The 23991-nt window shown below is 52.9% G+C and carries 27 protein-coding genes and 1 pseudogene; 19 read left to right on the forward strand and 9 right to left on the reverse strand.

Annotated features, from left to right (window positions below; genetic code table 11):
- Positions 1-209: 209 nt before the first annotated feature.
- The 7 genes from tcyN to G4551_RS14445 form a co-directional block, all read right to left on the reverse strand.
- Positions 210-962, reverse strand: a complete 753-nt coding sequence (tcyN, locus tag G4551_RS14415) for an L-cystine ABC transporter ATP-binding protein TcyN (RefSeq protein WP_003030477.1) — start codon at positions 960-962, stop codon at positions 210-212.
- On the reverse strand, positions 959-1627 hold the full coding sequence (tcyL, locus tag G4551_RS14420; protein WP_003030474.1) for a cystine ABC transporter permease: 669 nt from the start codon (positions 1625-1627) through the stop codon (positions 959-961). The genes tcyN and tcyL overlap by 4 nt, the downstream gene beginning before the upstream one ends.
- 21 nt (positions 1628-1648) lie before the next feature.
- Positions 1649-2635 carry a D-cysteine desulfhydrase gene (gene dcyD, locus G4551_RS14425; RefSeq protein WP_003030471.1) on the reverse strand — a complete coding sequence of 329 codons (987 nt, stop codon included), beginning with the start codon at positions 2633-2635 and terminating at the stop codon, positions 1649-1651.
- Between the two features lie 108 nt (positions 2636-2743).
- Positions 2744-3544 (reverse strand): cystine ABC transporter substrate-binding protein, encoded by an 801-nt coding sequence (gene tcyJ / locus G4551_RS14430; protein ID WP_003030469.1) that lies wholly within the window; start codon positions 3542-3544, stop codon positions 2744-2746.
- Between the two features lie 100 nt (positions 3545-3644).
- Positions 3645-4196 (reverse strand): flagella biosynthesis regulatory protein FliZ, encoded by a 552-nt coding sequence (gene fliZ / locus G4551_RS14435; RefSeq protein ID WP_003839102.1) that lies wholly within the window; start codon positions 4194-4196, stop codon positions 3645-3647.
- A gap of 57 nt (positions 4197-4253) precedes the next feature.
- Positions 4254-4973, reverse strand: coding sequence for an RNA polymerase sigma factor FliA (locus G4551_RS14440; protein ID WP_003030465.1), 720 nt, complete (start codon positions 4971-4973; stop codon positions 4254-4256).
- 162 nt (positions 4974-5135) lie between these two features.
- Positions 5136-6605, reverse strand: a complete 1470-nt coding sequence (locus tag G4551_RS14445; RefSeq protein WP_003844197.1) for a flagellin N-terminal helical domain-containing protein — start codon at positions 6603-6605, stop codon at positions 5136-5138.
- Positions 6606-6860: 255 nt separating this feature from the next.
- Here G4551_RS14445 and fliD point away from each other — a divergent pair, with 255 nt between their 5' ends.
- The 4 genes from fliD (at position 6861) to amyA (ending at position 10617) form a co-directional block, all read left to right on the forward strand.
- Positions 6861-8267, forward strand: a complete 1407-nt coding sequence (gene fliD, locus G4551_RS14450; protein WP_003839098.1) for a flagellar filament capping protein FliD — start codon at positions 6861-6863, stop codon at positions 8265-8267.
- Positions 8268-8282: 15 nt separating this feature from the next.
- Complete coding sequence (gene fliS, locus G4551_RS14455) at positions 8283-8690, forward strand: flagellar export chaperone FliS (RefSeq protein ID WP_003839097.1); 408 nt, start codon at positions 8283-8285, stop codon at positions 8688-8690.
- Positions 8690-9061: a flagella biosynthesis regulatory protein FliT gene (fliT, locus tag G4551_RS14460; protein WP_003030458.1), complete on the forward strand. Its 372-nt coding sequence runs from the start codon at positions 8690-8692 to the stop codon at positions 9059-9061. Before fliS ends, fliT begins: the two co-directional genes overlap by 1 nt.
- Positions 9062-9129: 68 nt before the next feature.
- Complete coding sequence (gene amyA / locus G4551_RS14465; protein WP_003839095.1) at positions 9130-10617, forward strand: alpha-amylase; 1488 nt, start codon at positions 9130-9132, stop codon at positions 10615-10617.
- A gap of 40 nt (positions 10618-10657) precedes the next feature.
- Here the strand turns inward: amyA and yedD are convergent, their stop codons facing one another.
- On the reverse strand, positions 10658-11071 hold the full coding sequence (yedD, locus tag G4551_RS14470; protein ID WP_003030454.1) for a lipoprotein YedD: 414 nt from the start codon (positions 11069-11071) through the stop codon (positions 10658-10660).
- Positions 11072-11256: 185 nt separating this feature from the next.
- Between yedD and yedE the strand changes: the two genes are divergently transcribed.
- Both yedE and yedF read left to right on the forward strand, forming a co-directional pair.
- Complete coding sequence (gene yedE, locus G4551_RS14475) at positions 11257-12462, forward strand: selenium metabolism membrane protein YedE/FdhT (protein ID WP_003839093.1); 1206 nt, start codon at positions 11257-11259, stop codon at positions 12460-12462.
- Entirely contained in the window at positions 12459-12692 is a 234-nt protein-coding gene (gene yedF, locus G4551_RS14480; protein ID WP_000790504.1) for a sulfurtransferase-like selenium metabolism protein YedF, read from the forward strand. Before yedE ends, yedF begins: the two co-directional genes overlap by 4 nt.
- A 55-nt stretch (positions 12693-12747) precedes the next feature.
- Here the strand turns inward: yedF and fliE are convergent, their stop codons facing one another.
- Complete coding sequence (gene fliE, locus G4551_RS14485; RefSeq protein WP_003030448.1) at positions 12748-13062, reverse strand: flagellar hook-basal body complex protein FliE; 315 nt, start codon at positions 13060-13062, stop codon at positions 12748-12750.
- Between the two features lie 216 nt (positions 13063-13278).
- Here fliE and fliF point away from each other — a divergent pair, with 216 nt between their 5' ends.
- From fliF to fliR, 13 genes and pseudogenes are all read left to right on the forward strand, one after another.
- A complete protein-coding gene (gene fliF / locus G4551_RS14490; protein WP_003839087.1) occupies positions 13279-14952 on the forward strand; it encodes a flagellar basal-body MS-ring/collar protein FliF in 1674 nt (557 codons plus the stop codon).
- Complete coding sequence (fliG, locus tag G4551_RS14495) at positions 14945-15943, forward strand: flagellar motor switch protein FliG (protein ID WP_003030443.1); 999 nt, start codon at positions 14945-14947, stop codon at positions 15941-15943. The genes fliF and fliG overlap by 8 nt, the downstream gene beginning before the upstream one ends.
- A complete protein-coding gene (gene fliH, locus G4551_RS14500) occupies positions 15936-16643 on the forward strand; it encodes a flagellar assembly protein FliH (RefSeq protein ID WP_003030441.1) in 708 nt (235 codons plus the stop codon). The genes fliG and fliH overlap by 8 nt, the downstream gene beginning before the upstream one ends.
- On the forward strand, positions 16643-18013 hold the full coding sequence (gene fliI / locus G4551_RS14505; RefSeq protein WP_003030440.1) for a flagellar protein export ATPase FliI: 1371 nt from the start codon (positions 16643-16645) through the stop codon (positions 18011-18013). Before fliH ends, fliI begins: the two co-directional genes overlap by 1 nt.
- 21 nt (positions 18014-18034) lie before the next feature.
- Positions 18035-18478 carry a flagellar export protein FliJ gene (gene fliJ, locus G4551_RS14510; RefSeq protein WP_003839084.1) on the forward strand — a complete coding sequence of 148 codons (444 nt, stop codon included), beginning with the start codon at positions 18035-18037 and terminating at the stop codon, positions 18476-18478.
- Positions 18475-19689 carry a flagellar hook length control protein FliK gene (gene fliK, locus G4551_RS14515; protein ID WP_003839081.1) on the forward strand — a complete coding sequence of 405 codons (1215 nt, stop codon included), beginning with the start codon at positions 18475-18477 and terminating at the stop codon, positions 19687-19689. The genes fliJ and fliK overlap by 4 nt, the downstream gene beginning before the upstream one ends.
- Positions 19690-19793: 104 nt before the next feature.
- The gene (gene fliL / locus G4551_RS14520; RefSeq protein ID WP_003030435.1) at positions 19794-20261 is read left to right on the forward strand and encodes a flagellar basal body-associated protein FliL; all 468 of its coding nucleotides are present in this window, start codon (positions 19794-19796) and stop codon (positions 20259-20261) included.
- Between the two features lie 4 nt (positions 20262-20265).
- Positions 20266-21270, forward strand: coding sequence for a flagellar motor switch protein FliM (gene fliM / locus G4551_RS14525; RefSeq protein WP_003030434.1), 1005 nt, complete (start codon positions 20266-20268; stop codon positions 21268-21270).
- Entirely contained in the window at positions 21267-21680 is a 414-nt protein-coding gene (gene fliN, locus G4551_RS14530) for a flagellar motor switch protein FliN (RefSeq protein WP_003030433.1), read from the forward strand. Before fliM ends, fliN begins: the two co-directional genes overlap by 4 nt.
- A complete protein-coding gene (gene fliO, locus G4551_RS14535) occupies positions 21680-22057 on the forward strand; it encodes a flagellar biosynthetic protein FliO (protein WP_085951576.1) in 378 nt (125 codons plus the stop codon). The genes fliN and fliO overlap by 1 nt, the downstream gene beginning before the upstream one ends.
- On the forward strand, positions 22057-22794 hold the full coding sequence (fliP, locus tag G4551_RS14540; RefSeq protein WP_003030427.1) for a flagellar type III secretion system pore protein FliP: 738 nt from the start codon (positions 22057-22059) through the stop codon (positions 22792-22794). The genes fliO and fliP overlap by 1 nt, the downstream gene beginning before the upstream one ends.
- 9 nt (positions 22795-22803) lie before the next feature.
- Positions 22804-23073, forward strand: a complete 270-nt coding sequence (gene fliQ / locus G4551_RS14545; RefSeq protein WP_003030425.1) for a flagellar biosynthesis protein FliQ — start codon at positions 22804-22806, stop codon at positions 23071-23073.
- Positions 23074-23081: 8 nt separating this feature from the next.
- Positions 23082-23877, forward strand: a pseudogene (gene fliR, locus G4551_RS14550) (flagellar biosynthetic protein FliR).
- The last annotated feature ends 114 nt before the right edge of the window (positions 23878-23991 follow it).

Raw genomic sequence — 23991 nt, forward strand, 5'->3', positions numbered from 1 at the left:
GATTGATAATCATCCAAACATATGAAACAAGCTAACACATAAATGTATTTTATATATGCAAATTATCGGACAAATGAACAATTACTTAAGTATTACTCAACAGCGGAAGTAAGTAACAGAATCAAATGTTAATAATAAAGCAATAATTATAAATAGTTATGCGAAGAGCACTCGCCAGAAACAATCCCGGCGAGTGCCATATTCACTATTTATTGCATCAAAAACTTTTCAAGAAACTGACGGGTACGTGGCTGCTGCGGGTGCGTGAATAAGGACTTTGCTGGTCCCTGCTCGACTATCCGTCCTTGATCCATAAATATCGCTCTATCGGCGACATCGCGAGCAAAGCTCATTTCATGCGTCACAATTACCATGGTGCGTTTTTCCTGCGCCAGTTGGCGGATGGTATTAAGTACCTCGCCAACCAATTCAGGATCAAGCGCGGAGGTCGGTTCATCAAAAAGAATAACCTCAGGTCGCATCGCCAGCGCCCGGGCAATCGCTACGCGTTGCTGCTGTCCACCCGATAAACGCCGCGGATAGCTGGTTTCTTTGCCCGCCAGTCCGACTTTCGCCAGCAGTTCACGCGCACGAGCTGTCGCTTCAGCTTTTGGTTCACCTTTGACTATCACCGGCCCCTCAATAATGTTTTCCAGCACTGTCCGATGGGGAAACAAATTAAAGTTCTGGAACACAAAACCGACGTGTTGGCGTAACTGACGAATCAGCCCTTTCTGCTGGGTCAACGAACGCGCGGTATCAATGGTAATCTCACCCACTTTAATGGTGCCCGCCTCCGGTTGCTCCAGCAAATTAATGCTACGCAGCAGCGTGGTTTTGCCCGATCCGCTCGGCCCGATAATCGCCACCACTTCACCAGGTTTGACGTCAAGATCGATCCCATGCAGCACAGTTTGCCCATGAAATTTTTTGACCAGGTTTCTGACTTCGATAGCACTCATTTCGGCTCTCTCTCCTGGCGGTTCAGTTGTTCTTCAAAATAGTTTTGCAGCGCAGAAAGCACCGTCGCCATCACCCAGTAAATCAACGAGGCCGCCAGATACATCGTAAAGACTTCCAACGTACGCGAGGTAATCAGCTGCGCCTGACGGAACAGTTCCGGTACCTGAATAGTGGCGGCCAAAGAGGTATCTTTCACCAGACTGATAAAGCTGTTGCTCAGCGGCGGCAACGCAACGCGCGCAGCCTGCGGCAGGATTGCCCGGCGCATGGTCTGCCAGCGTGTCATACCAATACTGGCACCCGCCTCCCACTGTCCTTTGTCGATGGAAGAGATTGCCGCACGCAGAGTTTCCGCAGCGTAGGCGGCTGTATTAAGCGACAAGCCAATCATCGCCGCCGGGATGGGATCAAGCTCAATTCCAAACTGCGGCAGACCGTAATAAATCATAAACAGCTGAGCAATCAACGGCGTTCCGCGAAAAATAGAGATATAAAAACGCGCCAGCCAGCGCACAGGCAGCAGCGGCGACAGACGCATCAACGCCAGGATAAACCCCAGCACGAGGCCAAAAAACATCCCGCCGATACTCAGTTGCAGCGTAAAAACCGCGCCTTTGAGCAGATACGGCAGGGAATCAATTACCAGTTGGATACTTTCATGCATTAGCGTTTTTCGACCTGGTTGTTACACGTGAGGATGGTAGGCAAACAGTGCAGGCGCCCCACCGGTATGAATAAAGAGGATTGGCCCTTCATCTTTGAAGCGCTTCTGGCTGATGCCGTCAATCAAACCCGCCATCGCCTTACCGGTATACACCGGATCCAACAAAATGCCTTCCAGGCGCGCCAGCAGTTTTACCGCCTCCATGCCCTCTTCGTTTGGCGTACCGTAGCCCGGCGCATAATAATCATCCCATAACAGGATATCCGCTGAGGCCGTCAGTTCCAGTTCACGGGCAATATCCTGCTGCAACGTGACAACTTTTGGTTTTTGATCGGCGACGCTGCGCGAAACGGTCACGCCGATAAGCTCGACGTCTGGCATCAGTTGTTCCAGGCCCACGGCCAGTCCGGCATGCGTTCCCGCACTGCCCGATGCGACCACCACGGAAGAGAGCGAAACGGCCCCTTCACACTGCTGGGCAATTTCCAGCGCGCTTTCCACATAACCCATCGCCCCCAGAGCATTAGAGCCCCCAACCGGGATCACATACGGGCGGAACCCTTGCGCTTCAATGCGCGTCGCCAGCTCCTGCAACTGCGCATTCGGATCGGTCAGCGCGTCACACATTTCGATCTGCGTATTAAACAGATCCAACAGCAGACGGTTGCCATTGGTGAGATAGTTTTCCGCCGTGGTGCCAATCGGATTTTCCAACAGCGCCACGCAGTGCAGGCCAAGCTTAGCCGCTACCGCCGCCGTCTGGCGAACATGGTTAGACTGGATGGCACCCGCGGTTATCAGCGTATCTGCGCCTTCACGCAGCGCGTCTGCGGCCAGAAACTCCAGCTTACGCAGCTTATTGCCGCCCATGGCCATCGGCGTGACGTCATCGCGTTTGATGAAAATATCGCGCCCAAGGTAGTCGGAGAAGCGTGGAAGATATTCAAGCGGCGTTGGCGCGCCAATAAATTCCAGACGTGGAAAGCGCGTTAAGTTATGCAGCGGCATACAGCCTCCGGTATTCGTTGTTGTGATGTTCTTTTTATTATGCACGCTCAGGCGCAATGAAATAAAAAAAGGCGCTGTTAAAGGCGCCTTTTTTTCAGCGGATGACGATTATTTCGTCACATCCGCTCCAAACCATTTTTCAGACAGGGCTTTCAGCGTACCGTCTTTCTGCATTTCAGCAATGGCCGCATCAACCGCTTTCAGCAGATCTTCATTGCCTTTGCGCAGCGCCACGCCGGACTCCTGGCGGGAGAATGCTTCACCGGTCACAGCCAGCGTGTCTTTGGTTTTCTTCACCAGATCCAGCGCAGCCAGACGGTCAACCAGAATGGCGTCGATACGGCCTACACGCAGATCCTGGTATTTGGTCGGGTCGTCATCATAGGTACGAATATCCACGCCCTGCACGTTCTGGCGCAGCCACTCTTCATAGTTGGTGCCCAAACCAACGCCGACTTTTTTACCTTTCAGATCGGCAGCGGTCTTAATAACGCCTTCATTGCCTTTTTTCACCAGCGCCTGAATACCAGAAACCGTATACGGGGTAGAGAAATCGTATTTTTTCTTACGTTCGTCAGAGATGGTCACCTGGTTGATGACCACATCAATGCGCTTGGAATCAAGAGAGGCCAGCATACCGTCCCACTTGGTCGGCTTCAGATTAGCTTTCACCCCAAGGTGCTTGGCCAGTTCCTCAGCGAACTCCACTTCGAAACCGGTCAGCTTGCCGTCATCGCCCTGAAAACTAAACGGGGGATAGGTCCCTTCCAGGCCCACCAGCAGCGTGCCGCGCTCTTTAACTTTATTTAACAGACCTTCATCTGCATAAGTCTTTACGCTCATTCCGGCGACAAGTGCAACAGCCATTACACCCATCAGAGCCTGACGTCCCAGAAGTGCTAATTTCATAGTTACCCCGAATATTGTCATTAGTGACTGCTATTTATGAGCATAGTGTAGAGCGTTTGTCGCGATCCACAAACACGACTCTGTTACACCTTATTCGTTTTTAATATATATCAGAACTGGCTGTCCAGGAGGATTTCTGCATATGCCCTATATGCGTATGGGCTTTAAACTGCTCATACTTACGTAAGGCGATGCGGTAATTGTTGGTGCTGGTTTCCGGCAGCCACGGGGCAAGGTTTTCGTCGAGGAACCCTTCCTGTAGCAGATCGTGAGAGATATTTTGTTCGGCCAGGTGATTCCCGAGGCGACGCAGGCGGACAACGTATTCACGTACCGTGCCGTGACTCATTTCGGTCTGCTCAAATAAAAACTGTTTAAAACCGATAATATCGAAAAAGTCGCTCTGCTCTTTGCAATGCAAATCACCGCAAAAACGGCACAGTGCCACCCACTCTTTTTTCTCCTGCTCCCACTCGGCTTCATCCAACAAAGTGTCCAGGCGGGCGATGGCGATTTTATTCACAATTTGCCCGCGACGAACCAGCGTGATCCTGTCGAGCAACTTAAAGCAATGGGCGCAATGCGTCTGGCTGTGTTTGAAATCTTTGAGGTAGCGGCTTAGAGGCCGTCTTTTTGATTGCTGCACCGTCATGAGAACTCCTGGTAGTCAATTCGTAATGCGGCATTGTTCAGGGGTAATGATGTACCCCTATAGCTTACCCAGCTTGGTGCGTAGACGTTTGATGGCCTGACTGTGCAACTGGCTGACCCGTGATTCCCCGACTTCCAGTACCGCGCCAATCTCTTTCAGATTCAGCTCTTCCTGGTAGTACAGCGTTAACACCAGCTTTTCGCGCTCCGGCAACGCCTCAATCGCGTCCATCACGCGCTGGCGGAGGTTACCCTCAAGAAGCTGTTGTAACGGGTTTTCCTGCTGATGTTCTTCCGTCACCAGCTCGATACTATCGCCATGCTCTTCCCGCCACTCGTCATAAGAGAAGAGTTGGCTGTTATTGGTATCGAGCAACATCTGACGATACTCTTGCACAGGAATAGCCAGACGCGCCGCCACTTCGGTTTCCGTCGCGTTGCGCCCTAATTCCTGCTCCAGTTGTCCCATCGCCTGTGCCACTTCGCGGGCATTGCGCCGAACGCTACGCGGCACCCAGTCCCGGCTGCGTAGTTCATCCAGCATAGCCCCACGAATACGCTGCACTGCGTAAGTGGTAAATGCCGTTCCTTGCAAAGCGTCATATCGGTCAACGGCATTCAATAACCCGATGCCGCCCGCTTGTAGCAGATCATCCAGTTCTACGCTCGCCGGCAAACGCACCTGAAGGCGCAATGCTTCGTGACGCACCAACGGTACATAACGCTGCCACAGCGAGTGTTTATCCATTACACCTTCAGCGGTATACAGTGAATTCACGATAAACAGCCCTGCGTTAAATGAGTTATCGGCATGATTATCCGTTTCTGCAGGGGTTTTAATTGGGTGAATAGTGGGTGAAATGAGGGGTTATTTGGGGGTTACGGGTAAAGCCGAATGTAAAAAACCCCGCCGAAGCGGGGTTTGCGTGATAAGCATAAATTAACGCAGCAGAGACAGAACGTTCTGCGGAACCTGGTTGGCCTGTGCCAGTACAGAAGTACCTGCTTGTTGCAGGATCTGTGCTTTGGACATGTTGGACACTTCGGTCGCGTAGTCAGCATCTTCGATGCGGCTACGGGCAGAAGTCAGGTTGTTAACGGTGTTGCCCAGGTTGGTGATGGTAGAATCGAAACGGTTCTGTACCGCACCGAGGTCACCACGTAAGGTATCGACCTGAGAGATCGCTTTATCTAATACATCTAACTGGTTACGAGTAGCTTCGCTGGCTTTATCCTGCTCAACAAGTTTAGCGTTCGCAGTGCCTGCATTCTGAACAAAAATCTGTTGCGTTGCACCGGCATTGAATACATTGCCTGCTGAATCGACTTTATAATCTACTGCACCGACTTTTAAATCTCCGCCAGTAAGGCTAGCTTTCTGCTGAACCAGATCTGACTCTTTCGCTGCGGCGTTAGTTCCGTGTGTAGTTAGTTTATTAGAAGCAGTGGTTCCTTGTTCATAGAGCGCACCACCGGAGATGGTCATGTTCGCACCAGTGCCATCAGTAGCCGTTGAACCACTAATAGATAAAGTGATGTCCTTACCATCAATGTTAGCTGTAAAGCTACCATTTCCGTTTGCATCAGTATCACTATTTGCTTTCCAGGTCGTTCCTTTCCATGTGAAAGTATTACCTTGAGTAACATCTTTAGCTAATACTGCAACTGCGCCACCGGTAGTTGTGCCACCACTTATTGCTGTATTCGTGGCATCAGTAATCAGTGCACCTGATGAAGCACCAACATATACATCATCAGCTCCAGCTTTAACCCCACCAGTTACGACATTAACCTTATAATCAGTTGTCCCTAATTTATAATCTTTGGTACCTGTAGCGCCAAAATCTTTTACTAACTGGTCGGAAGTTGCTGCTTTATCACCTGTAACACGGAAACCATTAAGCCCTAAAGTACCACTGGTGATTTCTTTCAGATTGATGGAAATGCTTTCATTATCATTTGCACCAACTTGAATTTTCAGGGTGTTATCCTGAGCCAGAACTTTCACGCCGTTAAACTGAGTCTGACCAGATACGCGGTCAATTTCACTCAGACGCTGAGTAATTTCAGCCTGAATAGAATCCAGGTCAGAACCAGAGTTTGAACCATTAGCTGCCTGAACAGACAGTTCACGCACACGCTGCAGGTTGTTGTTGATTTCGTTAAGCGCGCCTTCGGTAGTCTGCGCAATGGAGATACCGTCGTTAGCGTTACGGGAAGCCTGAGTCAGACCTTTAATGTTTGAGGTGAAGCGGTTAGCAATCGCCTGGCCAGCAGCATCGTCTTTCGCGCTATTGATACGCAGACCTGAGGACAGACGCTCGATAGCGGAGCTCAGAGTAGACTGAGATTTGTTCAGGTTATTCTGGGTCAACAGCGACAGGCTGTTTGTATTGATGACTTGTGCCATGATCTTTTCCTTATCAATTACAACTTGATGTTATTGGGCTGTTGCCCACGGTTTCTCACCGTAACCCATGTATCGGCACCTTATTTTCGAACTTTAGAAAATTTTTACTTTCTGCTCTCTTTTTTCTTAGCCGCTGAAATACCCGTAATATGTCCCACTATTCTGCGCATTATTTTTGCAAAACTATCATTAAACTTTGCGCATAGATTGCCGATAACCCGCTTAACTACTGTTTGCAATCACAAGGAATTAGGCATGCCTTCATTTACTTCATTGGGCGTCGGCTCAAACTTACCGCTGGATACGTTGCTGACAAACCTGACTACTGCTGAAAAAAAACGTTTAACTCCAATTACCCAGCAGCAGAGCTCGAATACCGCGAGATTGACGGCATACGGCACGCTGAAAAGTGCATTAGAAAAATTCCAGACGGCGAATACCACGCTTAATAGCGCCGATCTGTTTAAAAGCACCACCGTCACCAGTAGTACTGAGGACCTTAAGGTATCAACCTCTGCCGGTGCAGCACCAGGGACCTATACCGTTAGCGTTACACAACTGGCACAGGCGCAATCATTAAGTACCAAAAGCGGTATCAGCTCGACGAAAGACGCATTAGGGGACACATCTTCCGAGAGTCGCACGATCACAATTGAGCAAAAAGGTCGTAAAGAGCCACTGGAAATTAAGTTAGGCAAAGACCAGACGTCGCTGGAAGGAATTCGAGATGCCATTAACGACGCTGACAGCGGTATTTCCGCCAGTATCGTGAAAGTTAAGGAAAATGATTATCAGTTGGTATTAACGGCCGAAAGCGGTGTCGACAATAAAATGACTATTTCCGTCAGCGGCGACAGTAAGCTCAATGATTTACTGGCCTACGACAGCACCGCCGGCAGCGGGAATATGAAACAGCTGGTGGAAGCCAAAAATGCACTGTTGAAAGTTAACGGCATTGATATTGAACGTCCGAGCAACACCATTACCGATGCCCCGCAGGGTGTGACGCTGAATCTGACTAAAGAAGTGACCGACGCGCGCATCACCGTCACCAAGAGCAATGATAAAGCAACGGAAGCGATCAAAGGGTGGGTTGATGCCTACAACTCGCTGCTGGATACATTCTCAACGCTGACCAAATACACCGAAGTAGATCCAGGGGCCGAAACTCAGGACACCAATAACGGTGCTCTGCTCGGTGACAGTGCAGTACGTACTATCCAGACAGGGATCCGCGCCCAATTTTCCAACGGTGCAGGCGACGGTGCATTTAAAACGTTAGGCGAAATCGGGATTACCACTGACGGAACGTCCGGCAAACTGAAAATTGACGACACCAAGCTGAAAAAAGCACTGGAAGATAATACCGCGGCTACCCGTCAGTTGCTGGTTGGTGATGGCAAAGAAACCGGGATTACCACCAAAATTGCCACCGAAGTAAAAGGTTATCTGGCCGATGACGGCATCATTGACGTAGCCCAGGACAATATTAACGCGACGCTGAAAAAGCTGACTAAACAGTATCTGGCCGTCAGCAATAGCATCGATGATACCGTCGCGCGCTATAAAGCACAGTTTACCCAGCTTGATAGCATGATGAGCAAGCTGAACAGCACCAGTACCTATCTGGGCCAGCAATTTACTGCGATGAGTAATTCCTGATAACACGAGGTAAGCATGTATACCGCGAGCGGTACCAAAGCCTATGCACAGGTCAGCATAGAGAGTGGCGTAATGAGCGCCAGCCCACATCAGCTGATTGAAATGTTGTTTGATGGCGCTAACAGCGCCCTCGTGCGCGCTCGCCTGTTTATGCAACAGGGTGATATCGTCGCCAAAGGCGAGGCCATCAGTAAAGCCATTAACATTATCGACAATGGTCTGAAAGCAGGCCTGGATCAGGAGAATGGCGGTGAAATCGCCGCTAACCTGTCCTCGCTGTATGACTATATGATTCGCCGTTTACTGCAAGCTAACTTGCGTAATGATTGTCAGGCCATTGAAGAAGTCGAAGAATTACTCGGCAACATTGCAGATGCCTGGAAACAGATCTCACCGAAAGCATCTTCCCAGGAGTCTCGTTAATGACCTCAGCCGTGGAGTTTATCAACCGTTGGCAGCGCATCGCGTTGCTCAGTCACTCACTGCTGGAACTGGCGCAGCGCGGTGAATGGGACCTTTTACTGGAACAGGAAGTTACCTATCTGCAAAGTATTGAAGTGGTCATGGAAGAGCAAACTCCACCAGGCATTACGCGAAGTATTCAGGACTTAGTCGCCGGGTACATTAAACAGACGCTGGATAACGAACAGTTACTCAAAACGTTGTTGCAGCAGCGCCTGGATGAGCTCAGCAATCTCATCGGTCAGTCAACGCGCCAGAAAACGTTGAATAACGCCTATGGCCGTCTTTCCGGCATGCTGTTAGTCCCCGACGCTCCCACTGCCCCACAATAATTTCCCGTCTCGTCTGAATTATCTTCCATACTCCAGAGGTCGGCCAAACGACTTCTGGAGCACGGAAGATGAAAAATCCCACATTATTGCAGTACTTCCACTGGTATTACCCTGATGGCGGCCAACTCTGGCCCGAACTTGCCGAACGCGCAAGCGGACTCAATGATATCGGCATCAATATGGTATGGCTGCCCCCCGCCTATAAAGGCGCGTCCGGCGGCTATTCCGTTGGCTATGACTCCTACGATCTGTTTGATCTGGGCGAATTCGACCAAAAGGGAACCGTCGCCACCAAATACGGCGATAAAAACCAGCTGCTGGCGGCGATTGACGCGCTGAAACACAATGATATTGCCGTACTGCTGGACGTGGTGGTTAACCACAAAATGGGCGCGGATGAGAAAGAAAAGATCCGCGTCCAGCGCGTTAACGCCGAAGATCGCACGCAAATAGACGATGAGATTATCGAATGCGAAGGCTGGACGCGCTACACCTTCCCTGCCCGCGCAGGCCAGTACTCGCAATTCATTTGGGATTTCAAATGCTTCAGCGGCATTGACCATATAGAGAATCCCACCGAAGACGGCATTTTCAAAATCGTTAACGATTACACCGGCGAAGGCTGGAACGATCAGGTTGATGATGAGTTGGGTAATTTTGATTATCTGATGGGAGAAAATATCGATTTTCGTAATCACGCCGTCACCGAGGAAATCAAATACTGGGCGCGCTGGGTGATGGATCAAACCCATTGCGACGGCTTTCGCCTGGATGCCGTCAAGCATATTCCGGCCTGGTTTTATAAAGAGTGGATTGAGCACTTGCAGGAAGTCGCGCCAAAACCGCTGTTTATCGTCGCGGAATACTGGTCCCACGAAGTCGACAAGCTGCAAACCTACATCAACCAGGTAGAGGGGAAAACCATGCTGTTCGACGCCCCCCTACAGATGAAGTTTCACGAAGCGTCCCGTCAGGGCCGCGATTATGACATGAGCCAGATTTTCACCGATACCCTGGTAGAAGCCGATCCGTTTCATGCCGTCACGCTGGTGGCCAATCACGACACCCAACCTTTACAGGCACTCGAAGCCCCCGTCGAGCCGTGGTTTAAGCCGCTGGCCTATGCGCTGATCTTGCTGCGTGAAAATGGCGTACCGTCGGTGTTTTACCCTGACCTCTACGGAGCGCATTACGAAGACACCGGCGGCGATGGCGAAATCTATCCTATCGACATGCCGATCATTGAACAGCTTGATGAACTGATCCTCGCGCGCCAGCGCTTCGCACACGGGGTACAGACGCTCTTTTTCGATCATCCCAACTGTATCGCTTTTAGCCGCAGCGGAACGGACGACGATCCCGGCTGTGTGGTTGTTCTGTCTAACGGCGATGACGGGGAAAAGACCATCAATCTCGGCGCCAATTACGGCAATAAAACCTGGCGTGACTATCTGGGAAATCGCGAGGAAAGCGTGGTCACCGATGAAAACGGTGAAGCAACGTTTTTCTGTAACGGCGGGAGCGTCAGCGTGTGGGTCATTGAAGAAGTGATATAAAACTTAACCCCGGTGGCCATTGGCTACCGGGGCGTACGGCTTATGGCAGTGGCGTAGCCAGCGGCGTTTTCTTTAACGCGTCAGCGCACTCCTGCGTCGGGCGATCCACCCGCTGCAGCGTCATACCGTCATATTCCAGCGTATTGCCTTCGCGCTCGATCTCATACAGCTCGCGTTTCACCGTCACGTTGGTGAGATCGCCAGAGAGCATCGTCAGTTTCCCCGGCAGCGCGATCACCCGCTGCCACTGGCGACAATCCAGCGTATCGCCCTCTTTCGTTATCACCAGGCTGGCAATCGCTTCCGGGCTTACCAGACTGCGTTGCGGACCTTTTGACTGCCAGTATCCTTCCAGACCGGCTGGCGCTGGCGTTTTCACCACGTCGTTATAATTTTCTACTTCGGCGCATCCGGTAAGCGCCAGAAATACACCAACGATTGCTAATTTTTTCATCATTCATCCTGCATGCGAAGAAAATGGGATTGTGGCATTAAAGGCCTGATGTCGCCAGCCTTTCGGCAGCGTTGAGAAAGATTGATCCAGACGGTATTACCTCTTATTACTCATAGTCAAAAATTCTGAACGGTGTAGTATCCACACTTCTTGTTACATACCTTCTGAGTTCAGAGGCGCAACGCATGTCATGGCAACACTTCAAACAGGCCTGGTTAATTAAATTTTGGGCCCCCGCCCCTGCGGTCATCGCAGCGGGTATTCTCTCCACTTATTATTTCGGCATTACGGGAACCTTCTGGGCCGTTACCGGTGAATTCACCCGTTGGGGTGGGCAAATCCTGCAACTGTTTGGCGTGCACGCCGAAGAGTGGGGATACTACAAGCTGATCCATCTCGAAGGCTCGCCCCTGACCCGCATTGACGGCATGATGATCCTCGGTATGTTCGGTGGCTGTTTTGCTGCCGCGCTGTGGGCTAACAACGTCAAGTTACGCATGCCGCGCAGTCGGGTACGTATTATGCAGGCGATAGTCGGCGGGATGATCGCCGGATTCGGCGCCCGGCTCGCGATGGGCTGCAACCTGGCCGCATTCTTCACAGGCATTCCACAGTTCTCGCTACATGCCTGGTTTTTCGCGCTGGCAACGGCAATCGGCTCATGGTTTGGCGCACGCTTTACCCTGCTGCCGATGTTTCGTATTCCGGTCAAAATGCAGAAAGTCTCCGCCGCTTCGCCGTTAACGCAAAAGCCGGATCAGGCCCGTCGCCGTTTCCGCCTTGGCATGCTGGTGTTTATCGGCATGATCGGCTGGGCGCTGCTCACCGCGATGGATAAACCCAAGCTCGGTCTGGCGATGCTGTTTGGCGTTGGGTTCGGTCTGCTGATTGAACGGGCGCAAATCTGCTTCACCTCCGCCTTCCGTGACCTGTGGATTTCTGGTCGCACCCATATGGCAAAAGCGATCATCTTCGGGATGGCGGTCAGCGCCATCGGTATCTTTAGCTACGTGCAACTGGGGGTCGAGCCTAAAATCATGTGGGCGGGTCCAAATGCGGTGATCGGCGGCTTGCTGTTCGGCTTTGGCATCGTTTTAGCGGGCGGATGTGAAACCGGCTGGATGTATCGCGCCGTTGAAGGTCAGGTGCATTACTGGTGGGTTGGTCTGGGCAACGTTATTGGCTCGACCATTCTGGCCTACTACTGGGATGATTTTGCTCCCGCGCTCGCCACCAACTGGGACAAAGTGAATCTGCTCAACACCTTCGGTCCACTCGGCGGTCTGCTGGTAACCTATCTGTTGTTGTTTGCCGCGCTGATGCTCATTATCGGCTGGGAAAAACGCTTCTTCCGTCGCGCAGGGCTAACGCCTGCCAAGGAGTCTGTATGAAAAATATCGTGCCTGATTATCGCCTCGATATGGTCGGAGAACCGTGTCCATACCCGGCTGTCGCCACGCTGGAAGCGATGCCGCAATTGAAGAAAGGTGAAATTCTGGAAGTGGTGAGCGATTGCCCGCAGTCAATCAACAATATTCCACTGGATGCGCGTAATCACGGCTATACGGTGCTGGATATTCAGCAGGATGGCCCAACGATCCGCTATTTGATTCAGAAGTAACTGGTTGCCGGATGGTCGCTGCGCTTATCCGGCAAACAATCTCTGCACGTTAAACCTACACCTGCATCGACATCACTTCCTGGTAGGCCGACACCAGTTTGTTACGTACCTGAATACCCATCTGCATCGAGACCGACGCTTTTTGCATATCGGTCATCACATCATTTAACGCAATACCCGGCTCACCGAGGGTAAATTTCTCAGCCTGCGTACGGGACGCGGTTTGCACATCGCTGATTCGGTCTAACGCCGCATGCAGTTGTCCGGCAAAACTCACGGTCGGTTGTGGCTGCATATCCTGCATTTTTGCTGACATCGCCGTGGCCTGTAACTGGCTGATGACCCCTTCAATCCCCTGTATTGCCGACATTCTGATCCCCTGGATGATTTTTTACTTAGCTGAGATTACCAGTTAGTCAATAAGATAAAGGCGTTAAATAACGATAAAAAACCACGGTTTTTAACGCATAGAAAAATTCGAAACCGCAAATAATGAGACCGTCAATTTTTCGAGTTTGCTGACCCGGGAGTGAGTCTTGTTCCACTTTGCAAAAAACGCCGTCCACGATAAGCCACGAGGTGCGAGATGAGTGCGACAGCATCGACTGCAACCCAGCTTAAACCTCTCGAGTGGTTAAACCGCCTGCGCGCGAATCCCAGAATTCCTCTGATTGTGGCGGGAGCAGCTGCCGTCGCTATCATCGTGGCGATGGTCCTGTGGGCCAAAACACCTGACTACCGCACACTGTTCAGCAACCTATCCGATCAGGATGGTGGCGCGATTGTCACCCAACTGACGCAGATGAACGTTCCCTATCGTTTTACTGAGGGAAGCGGTGCTATAGAAGTTCCTGCCGATAAAGTTCACGAATTGCGGTTACGTCTGGCACAACAAGGTCTGCCGAAGGGCGGCGCCGTTGGCTTTGAGCTGCTGGATCAGGAAAAGTTTGGTATTAGCCAGTTTAGCGAGCAGGTCAACTACCAGCGTGCGCTGGAAGGTGAATTAGCCCGTACTATTGAAACGCTGGGACCGGTAAAACGCGCCCGCGTGCATCTGGCAATGCCAAAACCGTCGCTGTTTGTGCGTGAGCAAAAAGCGCCTTCAGCCTCCGTGACCGTTAACCTTGAACCTGGCCGCGCACTGGATGAAGGTCAAATCAGTGCGGTCACGCATCTGGTTTCCAGCGCTGTTGCAGGCTTGCCGCCGGGCAACGTTACGCTGGTCGACCAGGCGGGTCATCTGTTAACTCAGTCGAACACCAGCAGCCGCGATCTTAACGATGCGCAGTTGAAATACGCGAGCGATGTCGAAGGGCGCGTTCAACGTCGTATCGAATCGATCCTGTCGCCGATTGTCGGCAACGGTAACGTACATGCGCAGGTCACCGCGCAACTGGATTTTGCTAATAAAGAGCAAACCGAAGAACAGTACCGTCCAAACGGTGATGATTCCCAGGCCGTGCTGCGTTCACGCCAGTTAAACGTCAGCGAGCAGATCGGGAGCGGAGCGCCAGGCGGCGTACCGGGCGCATTGTCTAATCAACCAGCACCGGCTAATACCGCGCCAATCGCCACCCCTCCGGCTAATCAGCAAAATGCGCAAACCACGCAAACGGCAAATAACAACAATAATGCTGGTCCACGCAGTACGCAGCGTAATGAAACCAGCAACTATGAAGTCGACCGTACCATTCGCCACACCAAAATGAACGTCGGCGATGTGCAGCGTCTCTCGGTGGCGGTGGTGGTCAACTATAAAACGTTGCCGGACGGTAAACCGCTGCCGTTAACCGCCGATCAGATGAAACAGATTGAGGACCTGACCCGCGAAGCGATGGGCTTCTCCGACAAGCGTGGCGATACCCTGAACGTGGTGAATTCACCCTTCACGGCGACCGACGATTCCATTGGCGAACTGCCGTTCTGGAAACAGCAGGTCTTTATTGAACAGTTGATGACCGCTGGCCGTTGGTTGCTGGTGCTGCTTGTTGCCTGGATCCTGTGGCGTAAGGCTGTTCGCCCGCAGTTGGTTCGCCGCAGCGAAGAAGCCAAAGCGGTACAAGAACAAACGCGTATCCGTCAGGAAACCGAAGAAGCGGTAGAAGTTCGCCTCAGCAAAGACGAACAAACCCAGCAGCGTCGTACGAATCAACGTCTGGGTGCAGAAGTGATGAGCCAGCGTATTCGTGAAATGTCAGATAACGATCCGCGCGTCGTGGCGCTGGTCATTCGCCAGTGGATGAGTAACGATCATGAGTAATGCCCTTACCGGTACCGATAAAAGCGTCATCCTGCTGATGACCATTGGCGAAGATCGCGCGGCTGAGGTGTTTAAACATCTTTCCACGCGCGAAGTTCAGGCGCTCAGTACAGCGATGGCGAACGTACGCCAGATCTCCAACAAACAGTTGACGGAAGTGCTGGCCGAGTTTGAGCAAGAAGCAGAACAATTTGCCGCGCTGAATATCAACGCCAACGAATATCTGCGCTCCGTGCTGGTGAAAGCGCTGGGCGAGGAACGCGCCTCCAGCCTGCTGGAAGATATTCTGGAAACCCGCGATACCACCAGCGGCATTGAAACGCTCAACTTTATGGAGCCACAAAGCGCCGCCGACCTTATCCGCGACGAGCATCCACAGATTATCGCCACCATTCTGGTGCACCTCAAACGGGGCCAGGCCGCCGATATTCTGGCGCTGTTCGACGAGCGTTTACGTCACGACGTGATGCTGCGTATCGCCACCTTCGGCGGCGTGCAGCCTGCCGCGCTGGCAGAACTGACCGAGGTACTGAACGGTCTGCTCGATGGTCAGAACCTCAAGCGCAGCAAAATGGGCGGCGTGAGAACGGCAGCAGAAATTATCAACCTGATGAAAACTCAGCAGGAAGAAGCGGTTATTACCGCCGTACGCGAATTCGACGGCGAGCTGGCACAGAAAATTATCGACGAGATGTTCCTGTTCGAAAACCTGGTGGACGTCGACGATCGCAGTATCCAGCGCCTGTTGCAGGAAGTGGATTCCGAATCACTGCTGATTGCCCTGAAAGGTGCCGAACAGCCGCTACGCGAGAAGTTCCTGCGCAACATGTCGCAACGTGCTGCCGATATTCTGCGCGACGACCTTGCCAACCGCGGCCCGGTGCGTTTGTCGCAGGTGGAAAACGAACAGAAAGCCATTCTGCTTATTGTGCGTCGTCTGGCGGAAACCGGCGAGATGGTGATAGGCAGCGGCGAGGATACCTATGTCTAACGAACTGCCGTGGAAAGTCTGGACTCCGGACGACCTCGCCCCACCGATGGCGGAGTTTGTACTGGCCGACCACAGCGAAACGCCGCTGTCAGAAGAAGCTGAAGAGCCACAGCTTTCCGCAGAGCAACAGCTTGAACAGCAGCTCGCACAGCTGCAAATGCAGGCCCATGAGCAAGGGTATAACGCGGGGCTGGCGGAAGGTCGACAAAAAGGTCACGAACAAGGCTATCAGGAAGGTCTGAGCCAGGGGCTGGAGCAAGGCCAGAACCAGGCGCGAGCACAGCATGCGCCGATCCATGCCCGCATGCAGCAGCTGGTGAGTGAGTTTCAGAATACGCTGGACGCGCTGGATAGCGTCATTGCCTCGCGACTGATGCAAATGGCGCTGGAAGCTGCGCGTCAGGTGATTGGTCAGACGCCAATCGTGGATAACGCGGCGCTGATTAAGCAAATCCAACAGTTATTGCAACAGGAACCGCTGTTTAGCGGTAAACCGCAGCTGCGCGTACATCCGGACGATCTCCAGCGTGTGGAGGAGATGCTCGGCGCCACTCTCAGCCTGCACGGCTGGCGGCTACGCGGCGATCCCACGCTGCATCACGGCGGTTGTAAAGTCTCAGCTGATGAAGGCGATCTGGATGCCAGCGTCGCCACGCGCTGGCAAGAACTCTGCCGTCTGGCAGCGCCGGGAGTCGTGTAATGACCACTCGCCTGACTCGCTGGCTCAATACGCTGGACAACTTCGAAGAGAAAATGTCACTGCTGCCTGCGGTGCGTCGTTATGGTCGCCTGACCCGCGCAACCGGGCTGGTGCTGGAAGCCACGGGGTTACAGCTGCCGCTCGGTGCCACCTGCGTCATTGAACGTCAGGACGGCAACGAAACCCAGGAGGTCGAAAGCGAAGTCGTGGGCTTTAACGGTCAACGTCTGTTTCTGATGCCGCTCGAAGAGGTCGAAGGCGTTCTGCCCGGCGCACGCGTATACGCGAAGAACATTGCCGGAGAAGGTCTGCAAAGCGGGAAGCAATTACCGCTTGGCCCTGCTCTGCTGGGTCGTGTGCTGGACGGTAGCGGCAAACCGCTCGACGGACTGCCCGCCCCGGATACCACCGAAACCGGCGCGCTGATTACACCGCCGTTTAACCCGCTGCAACGGACCGCAATTGAACACGTCCTGGATACCGGCGTACGCCCCATCAACGCGTTGTTAACCGTTGGCCGCGGCCAGCGTATGGGGCTTTTCGCCGGTTCCGGCGTCGGTAAAAGCGTCCTGCTCGGCATGATGGCGCGCTATACCCAGGCCGATGTTATCGTCGTGGGTCTGATTGGCGAGCGTGGTCGCGAAGTTAAAGATTTTATTGAAAATATTCTCGGCGCTGACGGTCGCGCACGCTCGGTAGTGATTGCCGCTCCGGCGGACGTCTCGCCGCTGTTACGTATGCAAGGCGCGGCTTACGCCACGCGCATCGCCGAAGATTTTCGCGATCGCGGACAGCATGTATTGCTGATTATGGACTCCCTCACCCGCTACGCGATGGCACAACGTGAGATAGCCCTGGCGATCGGCGAGCCACCGGCAACCAAAGGTTATCCACCCTCAGTATTCGCTAAGTTACCGGCGCTGGTCGAACGGGCCGGTAACGGTATCCACGGAGGCGGTTCAGTCACCGCGTTTTATACGGTACTGACCGAGGGTGACGACCAACAGGACCCGATTGCCGATTCCGCGCGCGCGATTCTGGACGGTCACATTGTGCTGTCTCGTCATCTGGCCGAGGCGGGTCACTATCCGGCCATCGATATTGAAGCCTCGATCAGCCGTGCCATGACCGCGCTCATTAGTGAAAAACACTATGCACGGGTGCGTAACTTTAAACAGTTGCTGTCCAGTTTCCAGCGTAACCGCGATCTGGTCAGCGTGGGGGCGTATGCCAAAGGCAGCGATCCGATGTTGGATAAAGCCATCGCCTTATGGCCGCAGCTGGAAGCATTCTTACAGCAAGGTATTTTTGAACGGGCTGACTGGGAAGATTCTCTACAAGCTTTGGAACTGATTTTCCCTGGTGTGTGATTAAGCAGGAGAGCATAGGTCATGGCACAACATGGTGCATTAGCAACATTGAAAGACCTGGCTGAAAAAGAAGTAGATGACGCTGCTGTCTTATTGGGAGAGATGCGTCGTGGCTGTCAGCAGGCGGAAGAACAGTTAAAAATGCTGATCGATTATCAGCATGAGTATCGCAACAATCTGAATACCGATATGGGCCAGGGTATTACCAGCAATCGCTGGATCAATTACCAACAATTTATTCAGACGCTGGAAAAAGCGATTGAGCAACATCGCCAACAGCTCAATCAATGGACACAGAAAGTAGACCAGGCATTGAACAGTTGGCGCGACAAAAAACAACGATTACAGGCGTGGCAGACGTTGCAGGACAGACAAACCTCGGCGGCGTTACTGGCCGAAAACCGTCTGGATCAGAAAAAAATGGATGAATTTGCTCAGCGCGCAGCTATGAGGAAACCCGAATGATTACTTTACCCCAACTGATTACCACCGACACCGATGTAGCCGCAGGTCTTCAGTCAGGCAAAGCGGTAGATTCACCCGAGGATTTTTTAGCGCTGCTGGCTGGCGCATTAGGTGCGGGCGACGCACAAGGTAAAGATGTCCCGCTGTCGCTTGCCGATTTAAAAGCGGCTGGCAGCAAGCTGCAAAAAGGGTTGCTGCAAAAAAATGGCGATGCCACACCGTCGGTCAAATTAACCGATCTGCTGGCGCAACAGGAGCTGCAAACCGAGACTTCTCTTGCCGACATGACTGACGCTCAGCAACTGTTGTCCGCTCTCACGCCTTCACTGAAAGCGAATGCCCTGACGACACTGGGCAAAGTCGCTCAGCAGGACGAAAAAAACACTACGCTGAGTGATGACGATCTCGCCAACCTGAGCGCGTTGTTCGCCATGCTGCCAGGACAACCACTGGCTACGCCTGCCGTCGACAGCGCACCAGCCCCTGTTGATGCGGCGCTTTCCGCATTGTCACGAGGCGCGGTACACGGCGCGGCGACTGATAATGCAGACGAATTACTGCCGGGCGATGCCAAAAAAGGCAAAGCGGATGTCACGATTGCTGGCGGTGGTGCTAATCAGGCAAACAATCCAACATTAACCCCGCTGACGGCAGCAGTGAACGCCAGAGCTGAAATCGACAGCACCCCGTCACCGACCAGCATTGGCATGACTGCGGCCCCGCTAAGTGGTCCACAAACACACGCACAACCGTTACCGACGGCCGCGCCGGTGTTAAGCGCTCCGTTAGGTAGCCATGAATGGCAGCAATCGCTGAGCCAGCACGTCACCTTGTTCACGCGCCAGGGCCAGCAAAGCGCAGAGCTGCGTCTGCATCCGCAGGACCTGGGTCAGGTACATATTTCGCTCAAGCTGGACGATAACCTCGCACAGTTACAAATGGTTTCACCGCACAGTCACGTGCGCGCCGCACTGGAAGCCGCATTACCGATGCTGCGTACACAGTTGGCTGAAAGCGGGATCCAACTGGGGCAAAGCAACATCAGCAGTGAAAGCTTCGCTGGCCATCAGCAGTCTTCCGGACAGCAACAGCAGTCTGGTCGCGCTCAAGGACAAGACATTTTTGCCGCTGAAGATGACGCAATACTGGCAACCCCAGCCTCGCTGCAAGCCACTGCCCGCGGCGATGGCGCAGTAGACATCTTCGCCTAACGCCAGAGGTAGCATGATTATCCGCGTCTTTTCCACGCTTTGTCGTGGACAGGACACGGGATAATCAGCCCATAAGCTGTACCGAAACAGGAAGCCCGTATCTGATGACTGACTCCGCGATTAACAAAAAAAGTAAACGCGCTATTTGGATCCCTCTGCTGGTATTAATTACCCTCGCCGCCTGCGCAACTGCAGGTTATAGCTACTGGCGCATGCAGCAGCAGCCTTCCGCCAGCGTCAAAGCGGAACCGGCTCCACCGCCAGCCCCGGTGTTCTTTGCGCTGGATACCTTTACCGTCAATCTGGGTGATGCAGACCGTGTGCTGTATATCGGTATCACACTGCGCATGAAAGATGAGGCGACACGTTCACGTCTTAACGAATATCTGCCGGAAGTGCGCAGCCGCTTGCTGCTGCTATTTTCTCGTCAGAATGCGGCCACACTCGCCACCGAGGAAGGTAAGCAACAGCTGATTACCGCCATCAAAGAGACGCTGGCGACTCCGCTTGTTGTTGGACAACCGAAACAGGTTGTCACCGACGTTCTTTATACAGCTTTTATTCTGCGGTAAAGACATGGGCGACAGTATTCTTTCTCAGGCAGAAATCGACGCATTGCTGAACGGCGATAGCGAAACCAAAGACGAACCCATTTCAGGTATCGCAAAAGAAAGCGATATTCGTCCTTATGATCCCAACACTCAGCGTCGCGTGGTACGTGAGCGTTTACAGGCGTTGGAGATCATTAACGAACGCTTCGCGCGCCAGTTCCGTATGGGGTTATTTAACCTGTTGCGCCGTAGCCCGGATATTACCGTGGGTGCGATCCGTATCCAGCCTTACCACGAATTTGCGCGCAACTTGCCGGTTCCGACCAACCTGAACTTAATCCACCTGAAGCCGCTGCGCGGTACGGGTCTGGTGGTGTTCTCACCAAGTCTGGTATTTATCGCCGTAGACAACCTGTTCGGTGGTGACGGTCGTTTCCCGACGAAAGTGGAAGGCCGCGAATTTACGCACACAGAACAGCGCGTTATCAACCGCATGCTGAAACTGGCGCTGGAAAGCTACAGCGACGCGTGGAAGGCCATCAACCCACTGGAAGTGGAATACGTCCGTTCTGAGATGCAGGTGAAATTTACCAATATCACCACCTCCCCGAACGACATTGTGGTGAACACCCCGTTCCACGTTGAAATTGGCAACCTGACCGGTGAATTTAACATCTGTCTGCCATTCAGCATGATTGAGCCGTTGCGTGAGCTGCTGGTGAATCCGCCGCTGGAAAACTCGCGTAATGAAGATCAGAACTGGCGCAATAATCTGGTGCGTCAGGTTCAGCATTCTGAGCTGGAGCTGGTGGCAAACTTTGCCGACATTCCGCTGCGGCTATCCCAGATTTTAAAACTGAAACCCGGCGATGTACTGCCGATTGAAAAACCCGACCGCATTATTGCTCATGTGGACGGCGTGCCTGTGCTGACCAGCCAGTATGGCACCGTAAACGGTCAGTATGCGTTACGCGTAGAACATCTGATAAACCCGATTTTGAATTCGCTGAATGAGGAACAGCCCAAATGAGTGATATGAATAATCCGTCCGATGAGAACACTGGCGCATTGGACGATCTGTGGGCTGACGCGTTAAACGAGCAAAAAACCACGCCCACCAAAAGTGCGGCCGATGCGGTATTCCAGCAGTTAGGTGGCGGCGACGTCAGCGGAGCTTTGCAGGACATCGACCTAATCATGGACATTCCGGTCAAACTGACCGTCGAACTGGGCCGTACCCGCATGACCATCAAAGAGCTGCTGCGCCTGACGCAGGGGTCGGTTGTCGCACTGGATGGTCTGGCAGGCGAACCGCTGGATATCCTGATCAACGGTTATCTGATTGCCCAGGGCGAAGTCGTCGTGGTCGCGGATAAATACGGTGTGCGTATCACTGACATTATCACCCCATCTGAACGTATGCGCCGTCTGAGCCGTTAATCATGAATACCCAGGCTACCGTTTCTCAACCCGCCGCCGTTCCCGGTTCACCGCTGGTGCAGGTAAGCGGCGCGCTGCTCGGGATCATCGTCTTGATCCTGGCGGTGGCCTGGGTCATTAAACGTCTGGGATTTGCCCCCAAAAGTGCCGGTACTCGCGGGCTGAAAGTCGCAGCCAGCACCTCATTGGGTCCACGTGAGCGCGTGGTGATTGTCGAGGTCGAAGATGCCCGTCTGGTACTGGGTGTCACAGCCTCGCAGATTAACGTCCTGCACACCCTGCCCCCGGCACCTGCCGATGCAGAAGAAAAAACGGCCTCCCCTGCGGATTTCCAGGCCATGATGAAGAGTTTGCTTAAGCGTCCTGGGAGATCCTGATGCGCCGTTTGTTATCCCTCACGCTGGCAGGCTTGTGGCTTTTCAGTCCCGTTGCCCTCGCCCAACTCCCGGGTCTGGTTAGTCAGCCGTTGCCGGGCGGCGGACAAAGCTGGTCTTTGCCCGTGCAGACACTGGTGTTCATCACCTCGCTGACGTTCCTGCCTGCAATTTTGCTGATGATGACCAGCTTCACCCGCATCATCATTGTTTTCGGTCTCCTGCGAAATGCACTGGGTACCCCCTCTGCACCACCTAACCAGGTGCTACTGGGCCTGGCGCTCTTTTTGACCTTTTTCATCATGTCGCCAGTGATCGATAAAATCTACGTCGACGCATATCAACCGTTCAGCGAAGAGAAGATCTCCATGCAGGAAGCTATGGAGAAAGGTGCCCAGCCGCTGCGTGAGTTTATGTTGCGCCAGACCCGTGAAGCCGATCTGGCCCTCTTCGCGCGCTTAGCAAACAGCGGTCCATTACAGGGACCAGAAGCCGTGCCGATGCGAATTTTGCTACCCGCTTATGTCACCAGTGAGTTGAAAACAGCATTCCAGATAGGTTTTACCATTTTTATTCCGTTTCTGATTATCGACCTGGTGATCGCCAGCGTACTGATGGCGCTCGGGATGATGATGGTACCGCCAGCCACAATCGCGTTGCCGTTTAAGCTGATGCTGTTTGTGTTGGTAGACGGTTGGCAGCTACTTGTCGGCTCGCTGGCACAAAGCTTTTACAGTTAGAGGCGCGAAATGACTCCTGAATCGGTCATGATGATGGGCACAGAGGCGATGAAAGTCGCCCTGGCCCTTGCTGCGCCTTTGCTGTTGGTCGCTCTCGTCACAGGTCTTATCATCAGTATTCTGCAGGCGGCGACCCAGATTAACGAAATGACGCTGTCCTTCATTCCCAAAATTGTCGCGGTGTTTATTGCCATCATTGTTGCTGGCCCGTGGATGCTTAACCTGCTGCTCGACTACGTGCGTACGCTGTTCAGCAATATCCCCTATATCATCGGGTAGACAACGTTATGTTGCAGGTGACCAGCGTTGAGTGGCTCCACTGGCTGAATTTATACTTCTGGCCTTTGCTGCGCATACTGGCGCTCATCTCAACGGCCCCCATCCTCAGTGAACGAGCCATCCCCAAACGGGTAAAGCTGGGGCTGGGGTTGATGATAACCGTCGTTATCGCCCCGTCAATTCCCGCCGTTGACGTCCCCATCTTTTCGATCGGCGCACTATGGCAGGCAATGCAACAAATCCTGATCGGTATCGCTTTAGGCTTCACCATGCAGTTTGCGTTTGCCGCGGTACGTACCGCCGGGGAATTAATTGGCCTGCAAATGGGCCTTTCCTTCGCGACGTTCTTCGATCCCGGTAGCCGTCTGAATATGCCGGTTCTGGCACGACTGATCGACATGCTCGCCATGCTGCTGTTCCTGACCTTTAACGGTCATTTATGGCTGATTTCGCTGCTGGTAGATACTTTTCATACTCTGCCCATCGGTGGCAATCCGGTGAACAGCAATGCGTTTCTCGCGCTGGCACGGGCGGGTAGCCTGATTTTCCTCAACGGGCTAATGCTGGCCCTGCCAGTAATGACGCTGCTACTCACGCTGAACCTCGCACTTGGTTTGTTAAATCGCATGGCGCCACAGCTGTCGGTTTTCGTCATCGGCTTTCCTCTCACTCTGACCGTAGGTATTTCACTGATGGCGGCGCTAATGCCATTAATTGCGCCATTCTGCGAACGATTATTCAGTGAAATTTTTAATTTACTGGCCGATATCGTCAGCGAAATGCCTGGAAAATAATAACCCTTAATTTTTATCCTGTTTTACTAAGGATTGTCCTAATTTTAAAAAGTGACAACATCCACCAGGATATCTCTGTCGCGGCTTATTTGTTTTTGCCTCACTCACATAACGCAACATTCAC

Origin of the sequence: Citrobacter freundii ATCC 8090 = MTCC 1658 = NBRC 12681 (assembly GCF_011064845.1) — a bacterium.
In the GTDB taxonomy this organism is placed as follows: Bacteria; Pseudomonadota; Gammaproteobacteria; order Enterobacterales; family Enterobacteriaceae; genus Citrobacter; species Citrobacter freundii.

What these genes read in the sequence shown, in the direction of transcription:
- fliT (WP_003030458.1), top strand. Translation starts at nt 8,690, where the DNA reads ATGACCTCAGCCGTGGAGTTTATCAACCGTTGGCAGCGCATCGCGTTG.
- fliN (WP_003030433.1), top strand. Translation starts at nt 21,267, where the DNA reads ATGAGTGATATGAATAATCCGTCCGATGAGAACACTGGCGCATTGGAC.
- fliZ (WP_003839102.1), bottom strand. Translation starts at nt 4,196, where the DNA reads ATGACGGTGCAGCAATCAAAAAGACGGCCTCTAAGCCGCTACCTCAAA.
- fliF (WP_003839087.1), top strand. Translation starts at nt 13,279, where the DNA reads ATGAGTGCGACAGCATCGACTGCAACCCAGCTTAAACCTCTCGAGTGG.
- fliM (WP_003030434.1), top strand. Translation starts at nt 20,266, where the DNA reads ATGGGCGACAGTATTCTTTCTCAGGCAGAAATCGACGCATTGCTGAAC.
- fliH (WP_003030441.1), top strand. Translation starts at nt 15,936, where the DNA reads ATGTCTAACGAACTGCCGTGGAAAGTCTGGACTCCGGACGACCTCGCC.
- G4551_RS14445 (WP_003844197.1), bottom strand. Translation starts at nt 6,605, where the DNA reads ATGGCACAAGTCATCAATACAAACAGCCTGTCGCTGTTGACCCAGAAT.
- fliI (WP_003030440.1), top strand. Translation starts at nt 16,643, where the DNA reads ATGACCACTCGCCTGACTCGCTGGCTCAATACGCTGGACAACTTCGAA.
- tcyJ (WP_003030469.1), bottom strand. Translation starts at nt 3,544, where the DNA reads ATGAAATTAGCACTTCTGGGACGTCAGGCTCTGATGGGTGTAATGGCT.
- fliD (WP_003839098.1), top strand. Translation starts at nt 6,861, where the DNA reads ATGCCTTCATTTACTTCATTGGGCGTCGGCTCAAACTTACCGCTGGAT.
- amyA (WP_003839095.1), top strand. Translation starts at nt 9,130, where the DNA reads ATGAAAAATCCCACATTATTGCAGTACTTCCACTGGTATTACCCTGAT.
- tcyL (WP_003030474.1), bottom strand. Translation starts at nt 1,627, where the DNA reads ATGCATGAAAGTATCCAACTGGTAATTGATTCCCTGCCGTATCTGCTC.
- fliJ (WP_003839084.1), top strand. Translation starts at nt 18,035, where the DNA reads ATGGCACAACATGGTGCATTAGCAACATTGAAAGACCTGGCTGAAAAA.
- yedD (WP_003030454.1), bottom strand. Translation starts at nt 11,071, where the DNA reads ATGAAAAAATTAGCAATCGTTGGTGTATTTCTGGCGCTTACCGGATGC.
- fliS (WP_003839097.1), top strand. Translation starts at nt 8,283, where the DNA reads ATGTATACCGCGAGCGGTACCAAAGCCTATGCACAGGTCAGCATAGAG.
- tcyN (WP_003030477.1), bottom strand. Translation starts at nt 962, where the DNA reads ATGAGTGCTATCGAAGTCAGAAACCTGGTCAAAAAATTTCATGGGCAA.
- fliK (WP_003839081.1), top strand. Translation starts at nt 18,475, where the DNA reads ATGATTACTTTACCCCAACTGATTACCACCGACACCGATGTAGCCGCA.
- yedE (WP_003839093.1), top strand. Translation starts at nt 11,257, where the DNA reads ATGTCATGGCAACACTTCAAACAGGCCTGGTTAATTAAATTTTGGGCC.
- fliP (WP_003030427.1), top strand. Translation starts at nt 22,057, where the DNA reads ATGCGCCGTTTGTTATCCCTCACGCTGGCAGGCTTGTGGCTTTTCAGT.
- dcyD (WP_003030471.1), bottom strand. Translation starts at nt 2,635, where the DNA reads ATGCCGCTGCATAACTTAACGCGCTTTCCACGTCTGGAATTTATTGGC.
- fliQ (WP_003030425.1), top strand. Translation starts at nt 22,804, where the DNA reads ATGACTCCTGAATCGGTCATGATGATGGGCACAGAGGCGATGAAAGTC.
- fliL (WP_003030435.1), top strand. Translation starts at nt 19,794, where the DNA reads ATGACTGACTCCGCGATTAACAAAAAAAGTAAACGCGCTATTTGGATC.
- fliG (WP_003030443.1), top strand. Translation starts at nt 14,945, where the DNA reads ATGAGTAATGCCCTTACCGGTACCGATAAAAGCGTCATCCTGCTGATG.
- yedF (WP_000790504.1), top strand. Translation starts at nt 12,459, where the DNA reads ATGAAAAATATCGTGCCTGATTATCGCCTCGATATGGTCGGAGAACCG.
- fliE (WP_003030448.1), bottom strand. Translation starts at nt 13,062, where the DNA reads ATGTCGGCAATACAGGGGATTGAAGGGGTCATCAGCCAGTTACAGGCC.